Annotated in this window: 17 protein-coding genes; 14 read left to right on the forward strand and 3 right to left on the reverse strand. The window is 49.2% G+C overall.

The features are described from left to right. The 3 genes from AC6R0L_RS16150 to AC6R0L_RS16160 all read left to right on the forward strand — a co-directional run. Positions 1-904: sensor histidine kinase (locus tag AC6R0L_RS16150; protein WP_500629770.1), on the forward strand; the 904-nt coding region annotated here is incomplete at its 5' end. Continuing rightward, positions 901-1,590, forward strand: a complete 690-nt coding sequence (locus AC6R0L_RS16155) for a response regulator (RefSeq protein ID WP_500629771.1) — start codon at positions 901-903, stop codon at positions 1,588-1,590. The genes AC6R0L_RS16150 and AC6R0L_RS16155, both read left to right, overlap by 4 nt. A 45-nt stretch (positions 1,591-1,635) precedes the next feature. Beyond that, the gene (locus AC6R0L_RS16160; protein WP_500629772.1) at positions 1,636-2,304 is read left to right on the forward strand and encodes a DUF2726 domain-containing protein; all 669 of its coding nucleotides are present in this window, start codon (positions 1,636-1,638) and stop codon (positions 2,302-2,304) included. A gap of 5 nt (positions 2,305-2,309) precedes the next feature. Here AC6R0L_RS16160 and AC6R0L_RS16165 read toward each other — a convergent pair whose 3' ends face one another. After that, the gene (locus AC6R0L_RS16165; protein WP_487903153.1) at positions 2,310-3,350 is read right to left on the reverse strand and encodes a GGDEF domain-containing protein; all 1,041 of its coding nucleotides are present in this window, start codon (positions 3,348-3,350) and stop codon (positions 2,310-2,312) included. Between the two features lie 298 nt (positions 3,351-3,648). On the opposite strand from AC6R0L_RS16165, the gene nirB reads away from it, so the two are divergent. From nirB to AC6R0L_RS16195, 6 genes are all read left to right on the forward strand, one after another. Beyond that, positions 3,649-6,207: a nitrite reductase large subunit NirB gene (nirB, locus tag AC6R0L_RS16170; RefSeq protein ID WP_500629773.1), complete on the forward strand. Its 2,559-nt coding sequence runs from the start codon at positions 3,649-3,651 to the stop codon at positions 6,205-6,207. 16 nt (positions 6,208-6,223) lie between these two features. Beyond that, positions 6,224-6,547, forward strand: coding sequence for a nitrite reductase small subunit NirD (gene nirD / locus AC6R0L_RS16175; protein WP_334552280.1), 324 nt, complete (start codon positions 6,224-6,226; stop codon positions 6,545-6,547). Positions 6,548-6,666: 119 nt separating this feature from the next. Continuing rightward, positions 6,667-7,521, forward strand: coding sequence for a formate/nitrite transporter family protein (locus AC6R0L_RS16180; protein WP_500629774.1), 855 nt, complete (start codon positions 6,667-6,669; stop codon positions 7,519-7,521). A 103-nt stretch (positions 7,522-7,624) separates the two neighbouring features. After that, positions 7,625-8,401, forward strand: a complete 777-nt coding sequence (cobA, locus tag AC6R0L_RS16185) for a uroporphyrinogen-III C-methyltransferase (protein ID WP_500629775.1) — start codon at positions 7,625-7,627, stop codon at positions 8,399-8,401. 80 nt (positions 8,402-8,481) lie between these two features. Continuing rightward, positions 8,482-8,871 (forward strand): glycine zipper family protein, encoded by a 390-nt coding sequence (locus tag AC6R0L_RS16190; protein ID WP_334552277.1) that lies wholly within the window; start codon positions 8,482-8,484, stop codon positions 8,869-8,871. Between the two features lie 137 nt (positions 8,872-9,008). Next, on the forward strand, positions 9,009-9,488 hold the full coding sequence (locus AC6R0L_RS16195) for a LabA-like NYN domain-containing protein (protein ID WP_500629776.1): 480 nt from the start codon (positions 9,009-9,011) through the stop codon (positions 9,486-9,488). On the opposite strand, the gene AC6R0L_RS16200 is transcribed toward AC6R0L_RS16195, so the two are convergent. Continuing rightward, on the reverse strand, positions 9,474-9,674 hold the full coding sequence (locus tag AC6R0L_RS16200) for a DUF2986 domain-containing protein (RefSeq protein WP_500629777.1): 201 nt from the start codon (positions 9,672-9,674) through the stop codon (positions 9,474-9,476). The two genes, AC6R0L_RS16195 and AC6R0L_RS16200, sit on opposite strands and share 15 nt — an antisense overlap. Before the next feature lie 190 nt (positions 9,675-9,864). Here AC6R0L_RS16200 and AC6R0L_RS16205 point away from each other — a divergent pair, with 190 nt between their 5' ends. Continuing rightward, a complete protein-coding gene (locus tag AC6R0L_RS16205) occupies positions 9,865-11,751 on the forward strand; it encodes a methyl-accepting chemotaxis protein (protein WP_500629778.1) in 1,887 nt (628 codons plus the stop codon). A 125-nt stretch (positions 11,752-11,876) separates the two neighbouring features. Further along, the gene (locus AC6R0L_RS16210) at positions 11,877-12,797 is read left to right on the forward strand and encodes a LysR family transcriptional regulator (protein WP_500627679.1); all 921 of its coding nucleotides are present in this window, start codon (positions 11,877-11,879) and stop codon (positions 12,795-12,797) included. Positions 12,798-12,962: 165 nt separating this feature from the next. Here AC6R0L_RS16210 and AC6R0L_RS16215 read toward each other — a convergent pair whose 3' ends face one another. Next, positions 12,963-13,271, reverse strand: a complete 309-nt coding sequence (locus AC6R0L_RS16215; protein ID WP_487903459.1) for a hypothetical protein — start codon at positions 13,269-13,271, stop codon at positions 12,963-12,965. A gap of 400 nt (positions 13,272-13,671) precedes the next feature. Here AC6R0L_RS16215 and AC6R0L_RS16220 point away from each other — a divergent pair, with 400 nt between their 5' ends. From AC6R0L_RS16220 to AC6R0L_RS16230, 3 genes are read left to right on the forward strand one after another with little or no spacing between them, the layout of a single operon-like run. Further along, positions 13,672-15,090 carry an SLC13 family permease gene (locus tag AC6R0L_RS16220; protein WP_500627680.1) on the forward strand — a complete coding sequence of 473 codons (1,419 nt, stop codon included), beginning with the start codon at positions 13,672-13,674 and terminating at the stop codon, positions 15,088-15,090. Next, positions 15,080-16,414 carry an ATP-binding protein gene (locus AC6R0L_RS16225; RefSeq protein WP_500629779.1) on the forward strand — a complete coding sequence of 445 codons (1,335 nt, stop codon included), beginning with the start codon at positions 15,080-15,082 and terminating at the stop codon, positions 16,412-16,414. The genes AC6R0L_RS16220 and AC6R0L_RS16225 overlap by 11 nt, the downstream gene beginning before the upstream one ends. Further along, positions 16,407-16,880, forward strand: coding sequence for a response regulator (locus tag AC6R0L_RS16230; RefSeq protein ID WP_487903462.1), 474 nt, complete (start codon positions 16,407-16,409; stop codon positions 16,878-16,880). The genes AC6R0L_RS16225 and AC6R0L_RS16230 overlap by 8 nt, the downstream gene beginning before the upstream one ends. The last annotated feature ends 94 nt before the right edge of the window (positions 16,881-16,974 follow it).

Genomic DNA, 16,974 nt, shown 5'->3' on the forward strand with positions numbered 1-16,974 from the left:
TAAAAGTGCCTGCCAAATTTTAGGTTTGGACAAACAGGCATGTTTGAATCAGCCACTCAGTGAAGTGTTGCCAGACAGTGACTTGCATACTGTGTTGACGACTGCTCGTACCGATAACGACATCAATCTTTACCTCAATAATAAACGTCTTATTGCCAATCGCAGCCCGATTATATTGGATGGCCAAGTGGTCGGTGCGGTGTCCAGTTTCCGCTTGCGTGACGATATCACCGATTTAACTGAGCAATTGGCCAAAACCAAAGAGTACGCAGAGATGCTCCGCTCTCAAACGCATGAGCATCGAAACAAACTCAACACCATCAGCGGCATGGTGCAAATGGGGGAGTTAGAGGGAGTGCTTGCATTGATTGGCCAAGAGACTGAGCATTATCAAGTCTTGATCGAATTTTTACGCGAGACGGTTAAAGAGCCGCTAATCGCGGGCATGCTGCTTGGTAAAACCGAGCGCGCGCGCGAGCTTGGATTGGAGTTGGCGGTAGAAGAAGGCACAAGACTCGAGCCGTTACCAAAGCGAATCAATGCCGAAGACATAGTCACCATCTTAGGTAATTTGATCGACAACGCGTTCGATGCCGTGCGAGAGGCAATTAGCCAAGAAGGCCAATTAGCCCAATCGAGGCGCATCATAGAAGTGTCGATCAGTGATTATGGTAACGAGATCATTCTTGAGGTGAGCGATCAAGGTTGCGGGCTACCTGTACACCTAAGCAAAGAGGATCTTGTTCAACGCGGTGTGTCGAGTAAAGACCAATCCAATCGCGGGGTCGGATTATACTTAGTGAATGAGCTATCTACACGTTACCACGGGCAATTAGATATTACCGATAACAAGGATTTTGGCACCAGAATGACAGTCTATTTACCAAAGGAAGAGCAAGGATGAGTTCGGCGATACGAATCATGATTGTGGAAGATGACTTAGCCATCGCGCAGCTTCACCAACGTTATCTCGATCAGATGGGCGGCTTTGAGGTCATTGGTATTGCGACAAGCAAAGTGGAGGCTGACATGCAACTCGAGCTGCTGGCCCCCGATCTCGTGCTGCTCGACGTTCACTTGCCTGATGGAACGGGGCTGGATATTTTGCGTGAATTGCGCGCAAAACAGCGCCAGTGTGACGCGATTTTGATCACGGCGGCGCGCGATGTTGAAACCTTACAACAGGCGATGCGCGGTGGTGTGGTGGATTACTTGCTCAAACCCGTCGTCTTTTCTCGCCTAGAAGCGGCGTTAAGCAAATATCGAGATAGGCAGCAACAACTGACGCACAGTGACGGTATCGATCAACGCTTAGTGGATAAAATGCTGCAAGCGTCCACGCTCGCGACGTCCAATGTGGCCCGATTGCCAAAGGGCATTGACGCCGTCACTTTGGATAAAATTCGTGCACTGTTCAAGCAAACCGAGAGTTTGACCGCGGATGAGGCGGGCGAACAGATTGGCGCAAGCCGCACCACAGCTCGGCGCTACCTGGAACACTTAATCAGTACGGGTGAGCTGACGGCGGATCTCAACTACGGCACGGTCGGGCGCCCTGAGCGCTGCTACAAATCTGCTGCGACGGAATGAAGTTGTGGTAAAGTATTGAAAAGTTAAGCTATTGGTGTGAATGGAATGGAAAGTGTTTTCATCGTTGTTGCGATACTAGTGATCTTCTTTTTCATCGTGCAAAAGCGATTTCTTAAGCAAGATGAGCTCAAAGACAGCGCCTACAAACGCAAGGGCGCGCTACTCAACATGCAAGAGACGGCGTTTTACAATGCCCTTATCAGCGCGGTTGGTCAGCAAGCGGTGGTGTTGAGTAAAGTGAACATGGCGAACGTCATAGCGCCGAAAGCCACCGACAAAAAGCAGTGGTTTATCGCCAACAACCGCATTGCGCGCAGCTATTTTGACTATGTGGTGTGCGATCCTCGCTCTTTGGATGTGCGGGCCGTGATTGAGCTTGATGACGGCAAAGAGCTCAATAAAGGTAAGGTCGAGCGCCAGAAACTCTTGATGCACGTATGTAAATCTGCCGGGATCCCGCTCATCGGTGCATCGGTCAAGCACAGCTATCAAGTCGGGAGACTGCGTCGATTGCTCGCCGCACATATTGATCTGATTGAATCGGATAAAGAGGTGCGTTTTTGCAAACGCTGCGGCAGCCCAATGAACATCAAGATCGCCAGCCAAGGGGAGTTCAAAGGTCGGCGTTTCTTTACCTGTAGCCGCCAACCACACTGTACTTACACAGAAAACTACAACGTCGTGTTTGACGACGAGTCAGACACAGCAGAATAGCGGCCCTATGAGGCCGCCGCTTCATTGCAAACCATGACCTGATTACGGCCATTTTGTTTGGCGCGATAGAGCTCTTTGTCGGCTTCACGCAGCACACTTTCAAGATCGTGGTAGTGGTCGCACTGGTAAACCCCAATACTGACGGTTAAATGAATTGGTTCTTCACGAGAGTGAAAGTTTGCGCGTTCAATCGTAGCGCGAATCTGTTCGGCTTTTTGCATTGCGTGTGGTAAATCCGTGTTGTGCAGAGCAACACAAAACTCTTCACCCCCAATGCGATAGACCAGATGCTCATCGCTTAAGGCATCAATCAGTGCTGCCGTCTGTATCAGCACCTTATCTCCGACATCGTGGCCAAATTGGTCATTGACCTGCTTAAAGTAATCCAAATCTAAGATCAGCAAAGAGAGGGGCAGTGTTTGGCTCTCACGACGATAACGCTCGAAGTTGTGCACCAACGCATGGCGGTTGTAGACACCCGTCAAAGCGTCCCGTGAGGCCAGGTGACCTAAGGAAGCTTCTGAGGTTTTACGCTTGACCTCCAAGACGTGTGCTGTGATCCATACGGCAGCAAAGGCTAGTGCAAAGTTAATTGAGAGGTGGAAGTAATCAAGTAGGGCGGTATCGCCGCTTTTTTGAGAGATGATCACCAACTGTAAAGAGAATCCAATCGCCGTCGCAATGAAGCCTTGTCGACGACCAAGAATCAGATAAAAGAGAACCGGGTAAAGGAACGCCCAAACAAACAAACCGTGCGCGACTGGGTGGCTATAGGTCGCAACGCTGATGATGGCCACCACGCTATAAATGTAGAGCACTGCTAAGGTGTTCGAGTGCCTGCCATGATAGCAACAGTAACCCACGTAAAGAGAGAAGGTGCAAAACATCGCTTCTATGTAGGCAAGCGTATAAAACGGCCCAACATAGACGTTCACGATGGCCACCAGCATCGACATGGCGGCCAACACTAAACTAAGCCAAAATAACGTTGCCCGTCGCAATTGCCGCGACGGTCGAAAAATATCGAGTTCGTTCCCTGAAGCCATCTGTTAACCGCTGTTTTATTATACTTTTGTTTGATTAATAGACATATTATGCCATTAATTTCACTAATCAAGTTCAGGCGTGAAGTAAGATCACACTAATGAAAATGAAATTAGGTGCACTGTTACAGTGTTAGTGTGATCTCAAAGCATAAATGGCGGATAGGTGTTTGAATTCACTGTAGTTCACGTCTACCCCTTTAGGGTAGTTTGATTTTTGAATTGATTTACGTCATGAAATAAATCAGCCAATCGATAAACAATGCGCTCAGATATAAGCACCTAACTCTTAGGAAGTATTATGAGCAAGTTGAAACTGGTCATCGTCGGCAACGGCATGGTTGGCCATCGTTATCTGGAAGATTTGGTCGATAAGACGGATGTCTCACAGTTTGACATCACGGTTTTTTGCGAAGAGCCTCGTGTTGCCTATGACCGTGTCCACCTTTCTTCTTACTTTTCTCACCATACCGCGCAAGAACTCTCTCTCGTTAAAGTAGGCTTCTACGAAAAACACGCGATCAACGTCTTACTCGGTGAGCGCGCAATTAACGTCAACCGAGACAAACGCACCGTCTATTCAAGCTCTGGCCGTGAAATTCAGTACGACAAGCTGATTATTGCGACGGGATCTTTCCCATTTGTGCCACCCATTAAAGGTCGCGAAAGCAAAGATTGCTTTGTTTACCGCACCATTGAAGATCTAAAAGCAATTGAAGCTTGTGCGAAGAAGAGCAAAGTCGGTGTGGTTATCGGCGGCGGTCTACTTGGCCTTGAAGCAGCAGGCGCATTGAAGGCGCTCGGCGTTGAAACACACGTCGTTGAGTTTGCATCTAAGTTGATGGCTGAGCAGCTCGATCAAGCGGGCGGCGACCAACTGCGTAACAAAATTGAAAGCATGGGCGTGAACGTTCACACCAGCAAAAACACACTTGAGATTGCACCAGAAGGCCAAAATGCACGTAACGTGATGCGTTTTGCCGATGGCACTGAGCTTGAGACGGACTTTATCGTGTTCTCGGCCGGTATTCGCCCGCAAGACAAACTGGCGCGCCAAATGGAGCTAGAGATCGGGACTCGCGGCGGTATCGCCATCAACGACTTTGCGCAGACTTCTGATGAGAACATCTATGCGATCGGTGAGTGTGCCGCTTGGAACGATATGTTCTACGGCTTAGTGGCGCCAGGTTACAAGATGGCAACGGTTGCGGTTGATCACCTGCTTGGTAACGACAGCAAGTTTGAAGGTGCTGACATGTCGGCCAAACTGAAACTGCTGGGCGTGAAAGTCGGGTCTATTGGCGATGCCAACGGTCGTACTCCAGGTTGTAAGAGCTACGTTTACCAAAACGACGAGCAAGAAGTTTACAAGCGTCTGATTGTGTCCCAAGACAACAAAAAACTGCTTGGCGCGGTGATGGTTGGTGATACGTCTGACTATGGCGATCTTCTTCAGTTGATGCTGAATGAAATTGACCTGCCAGAGCACCCAGATACGCTGATCCTGCCAGCGCACGCTGGTGCAGAGAAGCCAACACTGGGTGCAGACGCGCTACCAGAAAGTGCGGTTATCTGTTCTTGTTTCGATGTAACGAAAGGCAAAGTGGCACAAGCGGTGGCTGAAGGTCATCACACGATTGCTGACATTAAAGCGGCAACCGGTGCAGGTACTGGCTGTGGTGGTTGTATCCCACTGGTCACATCAGTGCTGAACGCTGAGCTGGCAAAATCTGGCATCGAAGTGAAGAACGATATCTGTGAGCACTTTGCCTACTCTCGCCAAGAGCTGTTCCACCTGATTCGCATTGAAGAGATCAAAACGTTTGATGAGCTTCTAGAGAAGTATGGTCAAGGCTACGGCTGTGAAGTATGTAAGCCAGCAGTGGGTTCTATTCTGGCTTCTTGCTGGGGTGAGCACATCCTAAAACCACAACTGGTTAAGCTACACGATACCAACGATAATTTCCTCGGTAACATGCAAAAAGACGGTACTTACTCGGTTATCCCTCGTATGGCGGGTGGTGAAGTCACACCAGAAGCATTGAAAGTATTGGCTGAAGTGGCAGCAGAGTACAACCTTTACACCAAAGTGACGGGCGCGCAGCGTATCGGTCTATTTGGCGCGCAAAAAGATGACCTTCCGGCCATTTGGAAGAAGCTGATTGCCGCAGGCTACGAAACCGGTCAAGCGTACGCCAAAGCACTGCGTATGGCGAAGACATGCGTGGGCTCCACTTGGTGTCGCTACGGTGTTCAAGATTCAGTTGGGCTAGGCGTGATGATCGAGAACCGCTACAAAGGCATCCGTACGCCACACAAGATGAAGTTCGGTGTCTCTGGCTGTACGCGTGAGTGTGCGGAAGCGCAAGGTAAAGACCTTGGCATCATCGCGACCGATGCTGGCTGGAATATGTACGTCTGTGGTAACGGGGGTATGAAGCCACGCCATGCTGATTTGCTCGCAAGCGACCTAGATGAAGCAATGCTCATTAAATACATTGACCGTTTCATGATGTTCTACATCCGTACGGCTGCGCCACTGCAGCGCACATCCGTGTGGCTAGAGAATATGGAAGGAGGCGTTGATTACCTGCGTGAAGTGATTGTTGAAGACAAACTGGGTATCAACGAGCAGTTAGAAAATGACGTGGCGAAATTGGTTGACGCGTTCCGCTGTGAGTGGACGGATACCATCAACGATGAGTCGCAGCTAAAACGCTTCTCACACTTCATCAACTCAGATAAGCGTGATGACAACGTCGTGTTTGTTGATGAGCGTGCTCAGCACCGCCCAGCCACTTACACCGAAAAACACCCAGAGGTGAAGGGCGACATCCTTCACGTAGCAGTGACTGAATAAGAGCGGAGTCATCATCATGGCATTTGAAAAAGTATGTGACATCACAGACATCATTCCTGGTACGGGCGTATGTGCGCTAGTGAAGGAGCAACAAGTGGCAATCTTTCGTCCGTCAGAAGCAGAAGAGGTGTTTGCTATCAGCAATATGGATCCCTTCGCGCGCTCCAACGTGTTATCACGAGGCCTTATCGGTGAGCACAAAGGCGAGCTTTGGGTGGCAAGCCCACTGAAAAAGCAGCATTTCAACCTAGCAACGGGCGTGTGTATGGAAGATGAGCGCTTCAGCGTCAAAGCGTTTAATGCCCGCGTCGTGAAAGGGGCGGTAGAGATTGAGGGCTAGCGTTATCGCTTACTTTCTTTCTTAGAGTCAATAGATTAAAGGTTCCCTGTTGGCGCAGGGCTGCGACAGCCGGGAGCCTTTCCCTATTCACTTTTATTTTTAAACTTTATGGAGAGACAATGATGTCTGATTTCAAGCCTGCTGAATTCGTGCAAACGATGATCAATGTTGGTGAAGCGAAAACCAACACCCATACGCGAGATTTACTTATCCGTGGCTTTATGGCGGGTATTATCCTGTCACTGGCGGTGGTTCTGGCGCTCACGACGATTACCCAAACTGGGTTGGGTGTAGTCGGGGCGATGGTGTTCCCTGTGGGTTTTGTGATTTTGAGTATTATGGGTTACGACTTAGTGACCGGTGTCTTTGGCTTAGCGCCGCTAGCGAAATTTGAAAACCGTCCAGGCATCACCTGGGGTCGCGTCCTTCGCTGCTGGGGGCTCGTTGGCCTGGGCAACCTAGTGGGCTCTATCTTCATCGCTTACATCATTGCACTGTCACTGACCTCCAACTTCACCAATGATGGCGGCGCCGTCGCTAAAACCATCATCAATGCATCAACAGCACGCTCGGCGGGTTTTGAATCATTAGGTATGGATGGTTGGATCACCTGCTTCGTGCGCGGCATTTTGTGTAACCTCATGGTGTGTCTCGGTGTGATTGGTAACATGACCGCACGCCGTTTAAGTGGTCGTATCGCCGCTATGTGGTTCCCTATCTTTATTTTCTTCGCGCTAGTATTCGAGCACGCAGTAGTAAATATGTTCCTATTCCCGCTAGGTATGATGCTGGGTGCGGATTTTGGTGTCGCGACATGGTTAAACTTCAACTTGATCCCAACAATTCTAGGTAACATTGTCGGTGGTCTTGTGTTTACCTGCATCCCACTATACCTCACTCACGCGAAAACAGCGCCAGCGCTTGACGCAGAAGAGACGAACGCGCAAGTAACTCCGGTATCGAACGCGAAATAATGTCACTCAGCCCCGCTCTCCGCGGGGCTGAATTTCGATAACAAGTGATGATTCCAATAGAGCGATTGTCACTTTTTATCGCGAATTTTTAAGAGTGGTGGTTATGTCTACAAACGCCGTTAACACAAATCAAGGTGGTTTTGTCTCTTTGGTCGGAGCGGGCCCGGGCGATCCGGATTTGCTGACAGTGAAAGGGTATCGAGTTATCCAGCAAGCGGAGGTCTTGGTTTACGACCGATTGGTGTCAGAGGCGATCCTCGCCATCGCTAACCCTGAGGCAGAGCGGATTTACGTGGGTAAACAGCTCGATTTTCACTGTGTACCGCAAGATCAAATTAATCAAATCTTGGTCGAAAAAGCCCAGCAAGGCAAACGTGTCGTGCGCCTTAAAGGTGGTGACTCATTCATCTTTGGCCGTGGTGGCGAAGAGTTGGAAGCGCTCGCCGAGCACAATATCTCATTTGAAGTGGTGCCGGGCATCACCGCCGCCGCAGGTGCGACCTCTTACGCGGGGATTCCTTTGACGCACCGAGACCATGCCCAGAGCGTGCAGTTTATTACGGGTCATGTTCAAAAGAACGGACAAGAGATCCAATGGTCCGCGCTGGCACAGCCAAACAATACGTTAGTCTTCTATATGGGTTTAAAACAGTGTCGCCACATTCAGGCCAATCTTATTGAGCAGGGTATGGATGTCGACATGCCCTGCGCCATCATCGAAAACGGCACTCGTAAAGAGCAGCGTGTCTTAACGGGTAAACTCGCAGATCTGGCGAATCTCGCCGAACAAGCCGTGAGTCCCGCGCTGATTGTGGTCGGCAGCGTCACACAATTGCATCGTTCATTGCATTGGTTTGCACCAGAAAATAAGACGGAATAATCGTTATTCCTAGTGAAGCGGCGCAGGGTTGCTTATTCTCCTTAACAACGAATTAACGCGAACGCTTTGTTGGAGCAACGATGAAACGAATGACCACGTTATTTGCCACCCTTGTCATGGCAGCCGGCGCAAACGCCAATTTGATTATTGATAAAAACGGCGTTGATGAGAAAGACTTCATCTACGATAAGCATCAATGTGAAGAGTTGGCCAATCAAGTGCAAAAAGACACCCAATCACGTGGTGCTGTCGGTGGCGCAGCGAAAGGCGCAGCGCTGGGCGCGGCGGGTACGGCAATCGCTGGTGGTTCAGGTTCGGAAGGTGCGAAGAAGGGCGCTGGCGTGGGCTTAGCGGTTGGTGTGCTTGGTGGCAGTAAAGATCGCCGTGAAAACCAGAAAAACTATGAAGCTGAACGCCAAACCGTGATGCGTAACTGCATGACCAACCGTGGTTACACCGTATTAAATTAACAACTCGTTGGCTAGACGAGCAATAGCGGCAGGGATTCTCTGCCGCTATTGTTATTGCCAATAGACCGATTTCTCAACCTCATCGAATTCTGTTACAGTGCCGAACCATTGCTAAATCACCAGGTTGGATGCACTTGATGGAAACCATCGCACTCTTTGTGGATGTGCAAAACATCTATTACACCACGCGCGCGCAGTTCCGCGCTCACTTCGATTACAACCAATTTTGGTACGTTGCGACGCAAGGGCGTCAAGTGTCGATCGCCAATGCTTACGCCATCGCTTCTCATGATCCTAAACAACGCCAGTTCCACCATATCTTGCGTGGTATCGGGTTTGATGTGAAGTTAAAACCTTTTATCCAGCGTCAAGATGGCAGTGCGAAAGGGGATTGGGATGTGGGTATCGCGCTCGATGTCTATGAGGCGGCGGCCAAAGTCGATAGAGTCGTTCTGCTGTCAGGGGATGGGGATTTTACCTTGTTGCTGGAGCGTATTAAGCAGCGTTTTAATACGCCCGTTGACGTTTACGGTGTCGAGGCACTGACAGCCCAAAGCTTGATAGAGGCGAGTGATCGATTCATCGCCATCGACCACGATCTATTACTGCGTCGCTGATTCTGAATTGGCTGCGCTCTGCTCAGTCTCATTGTCTGATACTTGGGTTGCGTTCTCTTCCCCGTTTTCAAGCTTGGCGCGCTCGGCTTTAGAGATGTAACGCGGCTTGTTGCTTTTGTGCAACTTAGCGTTCGCTTTTTTCTGTTTTGACTTCAAAACCTGGTTGATGCGTTTTTTACGATTCATGGTGAACACTTTATCGAGTAGAGGGCGCACATCCTAGCAGATTCCATCTACGCTGCAAGACTCCCCCGTCATTTGAATGGTTAAATTATCACTCGGAATGATAGTTTCAGCATCAAGATTAACTCCGATCAATAAAGGATTGGCAGCATCGATTTACCCTTAGTGCATATTTCAATAATGACAAAGGGAAATGAGTGTGAATTCATTCAAACTGAAAATATCCGCGGCGATTGGCAGTATGATTGTTGTCATCGTAGCATTGCTGACGGTGACTGGATTTTTATCATTCAAAGAGGAGAGCGTGGCACTCAGCCAAACAGTGCTGATGGAGAAAAATGCTGCAGTAGAAACCTACCTCACTGAGAAGTTCACTGGCTACCAACACGTCTTGTCGGGCGTTAAGGTGAGCGTTGGTGATATCACTGACCAAGGTTTATCGACCAAAGCTGTGACGCAGTTGGAAATGCTTTATCGCACACAGCAGTCTTTTATTGAGGGCGCGTATATTATTGATGTGGATGGCGGCATATACAACGTGGAAGGTCGCCAAATGGATTTCAACGTTAAAGAGCTCAGCCGCTCTTATTACACTGCACTGTTCACACAAGGGAAGACATTTTTCGTTTCGCCGCCTTTTGTCTCAGCTGTGACACAAAAAGAAGTGGTGGTATTGGCCTACAAAATCAATCCTCAAGTGGCTGTGATCACCTCGATCTATCTCGATTCATTGCTGACTAAAATCAAAGGTCGCAATGACATGTTCCTATACGGTGAAGATGGCACTATTTTGTTGTCCCCGTATCAAGATCTATTAGGAAAAGACATCTACCAAGAGCGCCCGCTCTATAAACAATTCAACAAGGATACCCAGATCCTACAATACGAGGCAGTCGTGGATGGTAAGGCGACCGACTTCACCGCTTTTTGGACAAAACTGGACGTCAGTGGATGGAAGTTTGTTACCTTCATCCGTGATGCGCAAATTGAGCGCAATGCGAACGATCAATTGATCACATCAGCTGTTATAGGCTTTGTGAGTCTGCTGCTAGCGATTGGCGTGCTGTTTGTGTTGGTCGACAAACTGGTATTAGTCCCGGTTGGCGGTACGCCCGATGAAATTGCGCATTTGATGGAAGAGATGGCCAAAGGGGATTTCAGTCAAGAGATCCCGCAAACGGGCAAAGAGACGGGTATTTATCTCTCTCTGATCAAGCTCAAACTGCAACTCTCTGAGCTGATTAAGAACACACACGGCATCTCGGAAAGCGTCTCCTCGGCGTCTGAGCAACTCAACGTCATCATGAATGACACCAAATCCAACGCACATCAAGAGTTGGCGCAGATGGAGCAAATATCCACAGCCATCAATGAGTTGTCTTCTACCTCTCAAGAGGTGAGTCAGCAAGCGGTGCAAGCGGAAGAGGTTGCCAAAGGTGCACGTGAGAATGTCGCCAACGGTAAGCTGACTCTGGAGAAAAATATCGCCTTGACCGATTCTATCAGCGACTCTGTCAATGACAGCGCGCAAATTGTCAGTGATTTGCGCCAGTTTGCGCTAGAGATCAGTAGCGTGATTGAAGTCATCAATACCATTTCGGAGCAAACCAATTTGCTGGCGCTGAACGCAGCCATTGAGGCGGCGCGTGCGGGTGAGTATGGGCGAGGCTTCGCCGTTGTGGCCGACGAAGTGCGCAGTTTGGCATCCAAAACGCAAGATTCTACCGTAAGCATCAAAGAGATCATTGAAAAGCTGCAAAAACAATCTGATGTGGCGCAGCACAATATGAGCAAAAATGTTGGTTTGATTGAGGAGTCAGTCGAGCTCGCCGATCGCGTCAAAGCCTCATTTGAAGAGATTTATCGCGCGGTGGACGCCATCTCTGAAATCAACACGTTAGTGGCGACTGCCGCGCAAGAGCAATTTAGCGTCACCGAGGACATCTCCCAAAACACCACTCACGCCTACGATCTGGTGCAAAAGAACGTCTCGGGTGTGGATGAAACGCTGCAAGCCTCGGCTGAGCTGTCAAAACTCGCAGTCACACAAAAAGAAGAACTTGGCTTTTTCAAAGTGTAACACCTTCGACTTGCACCTTGTTTATTCAGGATACCCACTAAGCTCGCCATTTGGCGGGCTTAATTTTTTTGTGTAGCTCCGCTACTATGGCGAAATGAATGGTGGATAGATAATTAGAGGTGTGAATGGATTTGGCCAGTAGGATGGAGCTGTTGCTGGAAGTATCGAAAGCGGGCTCGTTTGCCAAAGCGGCAGACCGACTCAATCTCGACCGTTCAGTGCTCTCTAAGCAGGTGAAACAGCTTGAAGAGCATTTAGGGGTAAGGCTTATCAACCGAACTACCCGTTCGTTGTCGCTAACCGATGTCGGCTATCAGATTGTGGATCAAGCCAATAAAGTCAGCTCGCTGCTCGAAGAGACCAAGCAAATTGCCGAGTCTTACCATAGCGAGCCGGTCGGCAACTTGAGGATCTCAAGCACCACGCTGTTTGGGCGTAAGTACATTCAAAAGGTGGTGGAAGCGTTTTTGGAGAAATACCCGAAAGCGACCGTCAACTTGGTGCTGGATGATTTGCGTGTTGATGTGATCAAAGAGCGTATTGATCTTGCGTTTCGCATCGGCCCAATGCGCGATTCGTCCATGGTGGCGAAACGACTGGCGGACAACAAATTGGCGCTGGTGGCGTCTGAAGAGTTTGTTGAGCAGCATGGTCTGCCTGAGACCCCTGAGCAATTGGTGGCGCTCCCAGCGGTTATTTACGCCAACAGCAGTATTGTGATTGATAAATTGCAGATTCACTCGAAAGATAACTTGCGCTTGGACACCTTCACCATGACTGGGCCATATCGCGTCAATGAGCCTCAGTTAGTGATAGACAGCGTTAAATCAGGGATGGGGTATGCCATGATTGGTCAGTTTATGATTTCTAAAGAAATCGAAAAGATGGGGTTGGTTCAGTTGCTCCCCGATTATCACATGCCCTCTTTTGGTGATGTCTACGCCCTGTATACTCACCGCAACGTTTCGCCTTTGGCAAAAGCCTTTATTGATATTGCTCAGCAAGTCATCGGGACGCCGCCAGTGTGGGAGCAGTACTTTAGCTAACATACACCAAGTAGATTGAGTGAAAGCAGAGCGAACCGTAACGTCCGAGCAATAAAAAACGCCCAGTTGATACTGGGCGTTTTGATATACTGAGCAGACTGGCCGTACAAGGCGCGTCTCACTGTGACGATTCACGCAGACAGCTGTGGACAGCAACCGTCTAACTTAGAATGAAGTGAGGTAACGTTGTTCGCGAACGACTTCGCCGTTGTCATCAACCAGTTCAAAGGTGAAGGTACGGCCGTTATCGAACAAGTTTGCCGCAACGAAGGTGCCTTTTGAGCCTGAAATGTGAGTTTTGGTGCCGTTGCCGACGACTTTAACCGGTACGTTGCTGACCGGTTGGCCATCTTTCAATACGGTAACTTTCGCTTGGTTGTTGTTAGGTTCAACGTTCAGTGTGTAGTCGCTAGCAGCAAAAGCCATGCTTGAAGTCAGTGTGGTAAGGGCGAGTACTGATAATACTTTTTTCATTTTGATTTCCTCAGAATTTGTTCACATGGGAGAAGTTGTTCTCTGTACGGAATGTATTCTGCGCGAAATCATAAGTGTGATAAATATCACGTTTGTCATTTTACATGTGCAAAAATGGCAACAATATCGCCATTGAATTTTAAATTAACCACCCCAATGTCACGAAATTAATTCGATTGTGGCTAAATCTGCACGTTTGTTTTTCTGGCGAGCACGGATAACAGCACATTGAGCGCTTGATGTCAGCCACGTTGTCGCGTAGCACGTGAAAAGTGAGCTCTAGATCACATTCCAAATAACTCATTGGTATAGTTGCAAAAAGATTGATCCGACACTAGGGTCGTCAGCTTTCTAAAGCCTGATACTGCGGCGAGAAATTATTCTCAGGATGAGCTGTGTCATGCAAAAGTACTTGAAATTCATTATACCGATCGTGATTCCACTGATCGTTCTCGCCTTACCTCTGTCCGCTTTCCCGTTTGACGGATTTACGCTAGTACAACAACGTGTAACGGCGATTTTTTTACTGGCTGCGTTGTGCTGGGTATTTGAGCCGATCCCCATCTATGCCACGTCAGTGGTGATTATTGTGTTGGAATTACTGCTGGTTTCCAACAAGGGTATTTATTGGTTTCGCGCCAATGAGGGTGAGGCGCACTTTGGTACCTTACTCAACTACTCTGACATTATGGCGACCTTCGCAAGCCCAATTATCATGCTGTTTTTGGGTGGTTTTTTCTTGGCGATGGCCGCAACCAAATACCGGTTGGATGTGAACTTAGCACGAGTATTACTCAAACCGTTTGGCCATGATCCTAAGTATGTGATGCTCGGGTTAATGCTGATCACGGGCATCTTTTCCATGTTTATGTCCAACACGGCCACCACAGCGATGATGCTCTCGATCTTAACGCCGGTGATTGCGCTGTTTGGCCCCAAAGATCCAGCGCGTGTGGCGTTTGCACTTTGTATTCCGGTCGCGGCCAATATCGGCGGCATCGGTACGCCAATCGGTACGCCGCCTAACGCGATCGCGTTGAAGTATCTGGTGGGGGAGAACAGCATCAGTTTTGGTGAGTGGATGGCATTTGGTGTGCCGTTTGTCGTGGTGATGATGGCGCTCGCATGGGTGTTAATGAACAGCCTCTACCGTGCGCAGCAGCAACGCATTGAACTGTCGATCAAAGGAAAGTTCCTCAAAACTCCGAAAGCAATCTTAGTGTACGCGACATTCACGCTGACGATTGTATTGTGGTTGATGGGCTCAAGCCACGGTATGAACTCCTACACCGTGGCGCTGATTCCGGTCGCGATCTTCTCGCTCACAGGCATCATCAACAAAGAAGATTTGAAGAAGATCTCTTGGGATGTCCTATGGCTCGTTTCCGGTGGTATTGCGCTCGGTCTCGCGCTGGACAAAACCGGATTAGCACAAAGTGTTGTTCACAGTATTCCGTTTGATGCTTTCTCTCCTTACGTTGTCCTGTTTGGCGCCGCAATGCTCTGCTTGTTGATGGCGAATTTCATGTCTCATACTGCAACCGCCAACTTGTTGATGCCTATTATGGCCGCGCTTGGCACCTCGATGACGTCACTGGCGCCATTGGGCGGTGAAGTGACCTTGATTCTTGTAGTGACATTCGCTGCATCCCTTGGCATGTCGCTGCCCATCAGTACGCCGCCCAACGCGCTGGCGCACGCAACCGGTCACGTACAGAGTAACCAGATGGCGAAAGTCGGGGTGATTCTTGGCGTGGTGGGCGTATTACTGAGCTTTGTGTTGGTGTGGATTTTAAATCTTATCGGCCATGTTGGATAACGTCATGGACGAGCTGATTCGTCACTATTTTTCAGATCCAGAACGCCAAATGGATTTGGCGGCGAATCAGGTGATCTTGCAACAAAATGGCAGTAACGATCGGCTCTACTATGTTCGAGAAGGTGATCTTGAGGGGTTTGTTGAATCCGAATCCAAAGGCAAACGCATTAAGGTGTTTACCGCTGGGCCAAGTGCCTTCATTGGCGTGCACAGTTTTTTCTCCGGGACGTGGATGGCCTCCTCAACGGTCATCAGCAAAACGGACGTCAAACTGGCTTGGATTGATCGCACCACGGCAGCGGTGGAGCCAGAACGGTTGGGGCCTCTCAATGCGCAGTTTATGCCGGTGATGGTCAATGAACTCAATCGCCGCCAGCACCGAGCGACCCAAGAAGCGCTAGCCAAAGAAAAAGCGTTGCAACAGCTGCATACCGCCGAGCAGATGACCACTTTGGGTCAACTGGCTGCGGGGATCGCCCATGAACTCAACAATGCGATTGGTGTTGTCAGTAGCAAAACGGAGCGCCTGCAACAAGAACTGAGTGAACTGCTCTCTGAGGTCAAACCTGCTTATAAGGCGCACTTTGATTTTGGCTTGCGGCAAGGGCAAATGATCTCGTCACGAGAGATTCGCCGTTTGGCAAAAAACATCGAGCAGCGCTATCGCGTTGATAGCAAAACCGCCAGTGCGCTCGCACGAGCGTTGGCCAGTGATGAGGTGCCAAGCGAGTGGCTAAGCGATGTCAATTCTGCATTGAAATATTGGCAGATGGGGCGGGGTATGCACGATTTGCGCAGTGCCGCGCGCCATTCTGTTGCCATCGTTAAATCGGTGAAACAGCTTGGGCGCACGGACAATGAGCCGTTGGAGCTGCTCGACATTAACGACACCCTCAACAAAGCCCTTGCGTTGCTGCAAAGTGATTTACGCCGAGTGAATGTGCACTTGCGGCCTGCTCAATTACCAAGGATTCAAGGCTCCTCGACCGAATTTGTTCAGGTATGGAGCAACATCATCAAAAACGCGTGTGATGCGATGCGCAGCACAGACGACCCGATGATTGAGATACACACTAAGGTGGTCAACCAGAGGATTTTGGTCACCATCGCTAACAATGGGCCAGAGATTGATGAGCCGACCCGGCGCAAAATTTTTCAGCCCAATTTCACCACCAAAAAAGGTGGCTTATCGTTTGGCTTGGGCCTTGGGCTTGCCATCGTTAAAAGAATCGTCAGCGAAAATGGCGGTAGTGTGGTGGTCAAAAGCGATCCTTCACGCACCATTTTTCGCGTCAAGTTACCGTTAGGAGAGAGCAATGGATAAGCTGAATGTCATTTGTGTTGACGACCAACGAGAAGTATTAAGTGCGGTCGTTCAGGATTTAGAGCCACTCAACCAATGGCTCACGGTGTTAGATTGTGAATCTGGTGAGGAAGTGCTGGAGTTAATGGATGAGCTTGATGCACAGGGCGAGTTTATCGCAGTCGTAGTCTCAGATCATGTTATGCCTGGAATGACAGGGGTAGAACTCTTAACCGAGATCACCAATGACAACCGATTTAAGCACACCAAGAAAGTCTTGCTCACTGGACAAGCGACCCACACCGACACCATCACCGCTATCAACACCGCCGGGGTGAGTCACTATTTTGAAAAACCTTGGAGCGCAAAGGAATTGCAAGGGTGCGTACGAAGCTTGGTGACAGAATATCTGTTTGATATGGGACTCGACTATCAACCTTTTCATCAGCAGCTTGATCAAACCATCGTATTGAAACGACTCAGCTAGGCGCAAACAAAGCGTGAAATTGCACAGGAAAATTGAATAACCTCGATGTTGAGGTTATGTTTATAATATTATTATAAACAGTAAGTTGAGTTGG

This window comes from Vibrio sp. R15-SG3-ISO1A (genome assembly GCF_059833955.1).

What these genes read in the sequence shown, in the direction of transcription:
- AC6R0L_RS16155 (WP_500629771.1), top strand. Translation starts at nt 901, where the DNA reads ATGAGTTCGGCGATACGAATCATGATTGTGGAAGATGACTTAGCCATC.
- AC6R0L_RS16160 (WP_500629772.1), top strand. Translation starts at nt 1,636, where the DNA reads ATGGAAAGTGTTTTCATCGTTGTTGCGATACTAGTGATCTTCTTTTTC.
- AC6R0L_RS16165 (WP_487903153.1), bottom strand. Translation starts at nt 3,350, where the DNA reads ATGGCTTCAGGGAACGAACTCGATATTTTTCGACCGTCGCGGCAATTG.
- nirB (WP_500629773.1), top strand. Translation starts at nt 3,649, where the DNA reads ATGAGCAAGTTGAAACTGGTCATCGTCGGCAACGGCATGGTTGGCCAT.
- nirD (WP_334552280.1), top strand. Translation starts at nt 6,224, where the DNA reads ATGGCATTTGAAAAAGTATGTGACATCACAGACATCATTCCTGGTACG.
- AC6R0L_RS16180 (WP_500629774.1), top strand. Translation starts at nt 6,667, where the DNA reads ATGATGTCTGATTTCAAGCCTGCTGAATTCGTGCAAACGATGATCAAT.
- cobA (WP_500629775.1), top strand. Translation starts at nt 7,625, where the DNA reads ATGTCTACAAACGCCGTTAACACAAATCAAGGTGGTTTTGTCTCTTTG.
- AC6R0L_RS16190 (WP_334552277.1), top strand. Translation starts at nt 8,482, where the DNA reads ATGAAACGAATGACCACGTTATTTGCCACCCTTGTCATGGCAGCCGGC.
- AC6R0L_RS16195 (WP_500629776.1), top strand. Translation starts at nt 9,009, where the DNA reads ATGGAAACCATCGCACTCTTTGTGGATGTGCAAAACATCTATTACACC.
- AC6R0L_RS16200 (WP_500629777.1), bottom strand. Translation starts at nt 9,674, where the DNA reads ATGAATCGTAAAAAACGCATCAACCAGGTTTTGAAGTCAAAACAGAAA.
- AC6R0L_RS16205 (WP_500629778.1), top strand. Translation starts at nt 9,865, where the DNA reads ATGAGTGTGAATTCATTCAAACTGAAAATATCCGCGGCGATTGGCAGT.
- AC6R0L_RS16210 (WP_500627679.1), top strand. Translation starts at nt 11,877, where the DNA reads ATGGATTTGGCCAGTAGGATGGAGCTGTTGCTGGAAGTATCGAAAGCG.
- AC6R0L_RS16215 (WP_487903459.1), bottom strand. Translation starts at nt 13,271, where the DNA reads ATGAAAAAAGTATTATCAGTACTCGCCCTTACCACACTGACTTCAAGC.
- AC6R0L_RS16220 (WP_500627680.1), top strand. Translation starts at nt 13,672, where the DNA reads ATGCAAAAGTACTTGAAATTCATTATACCGATCGTGATTCCACTGATC.
- AC6R0L_RS16225 (WP_500629779.1), top strand. Translation starts at nt 15,080, where the DNA reads ATGTTGGATAACGTCATGGACGAGCTGATTCGTCACTATTTTTCAGAT.
- AC6R0L_RS16230 (WP_487903462.1), top strand. Translation starts at nt 16,407, where the DNA reads ATGGATAAGCTGAATGTCATTTGTGTTGACGACCAACGAGAAGTATTA.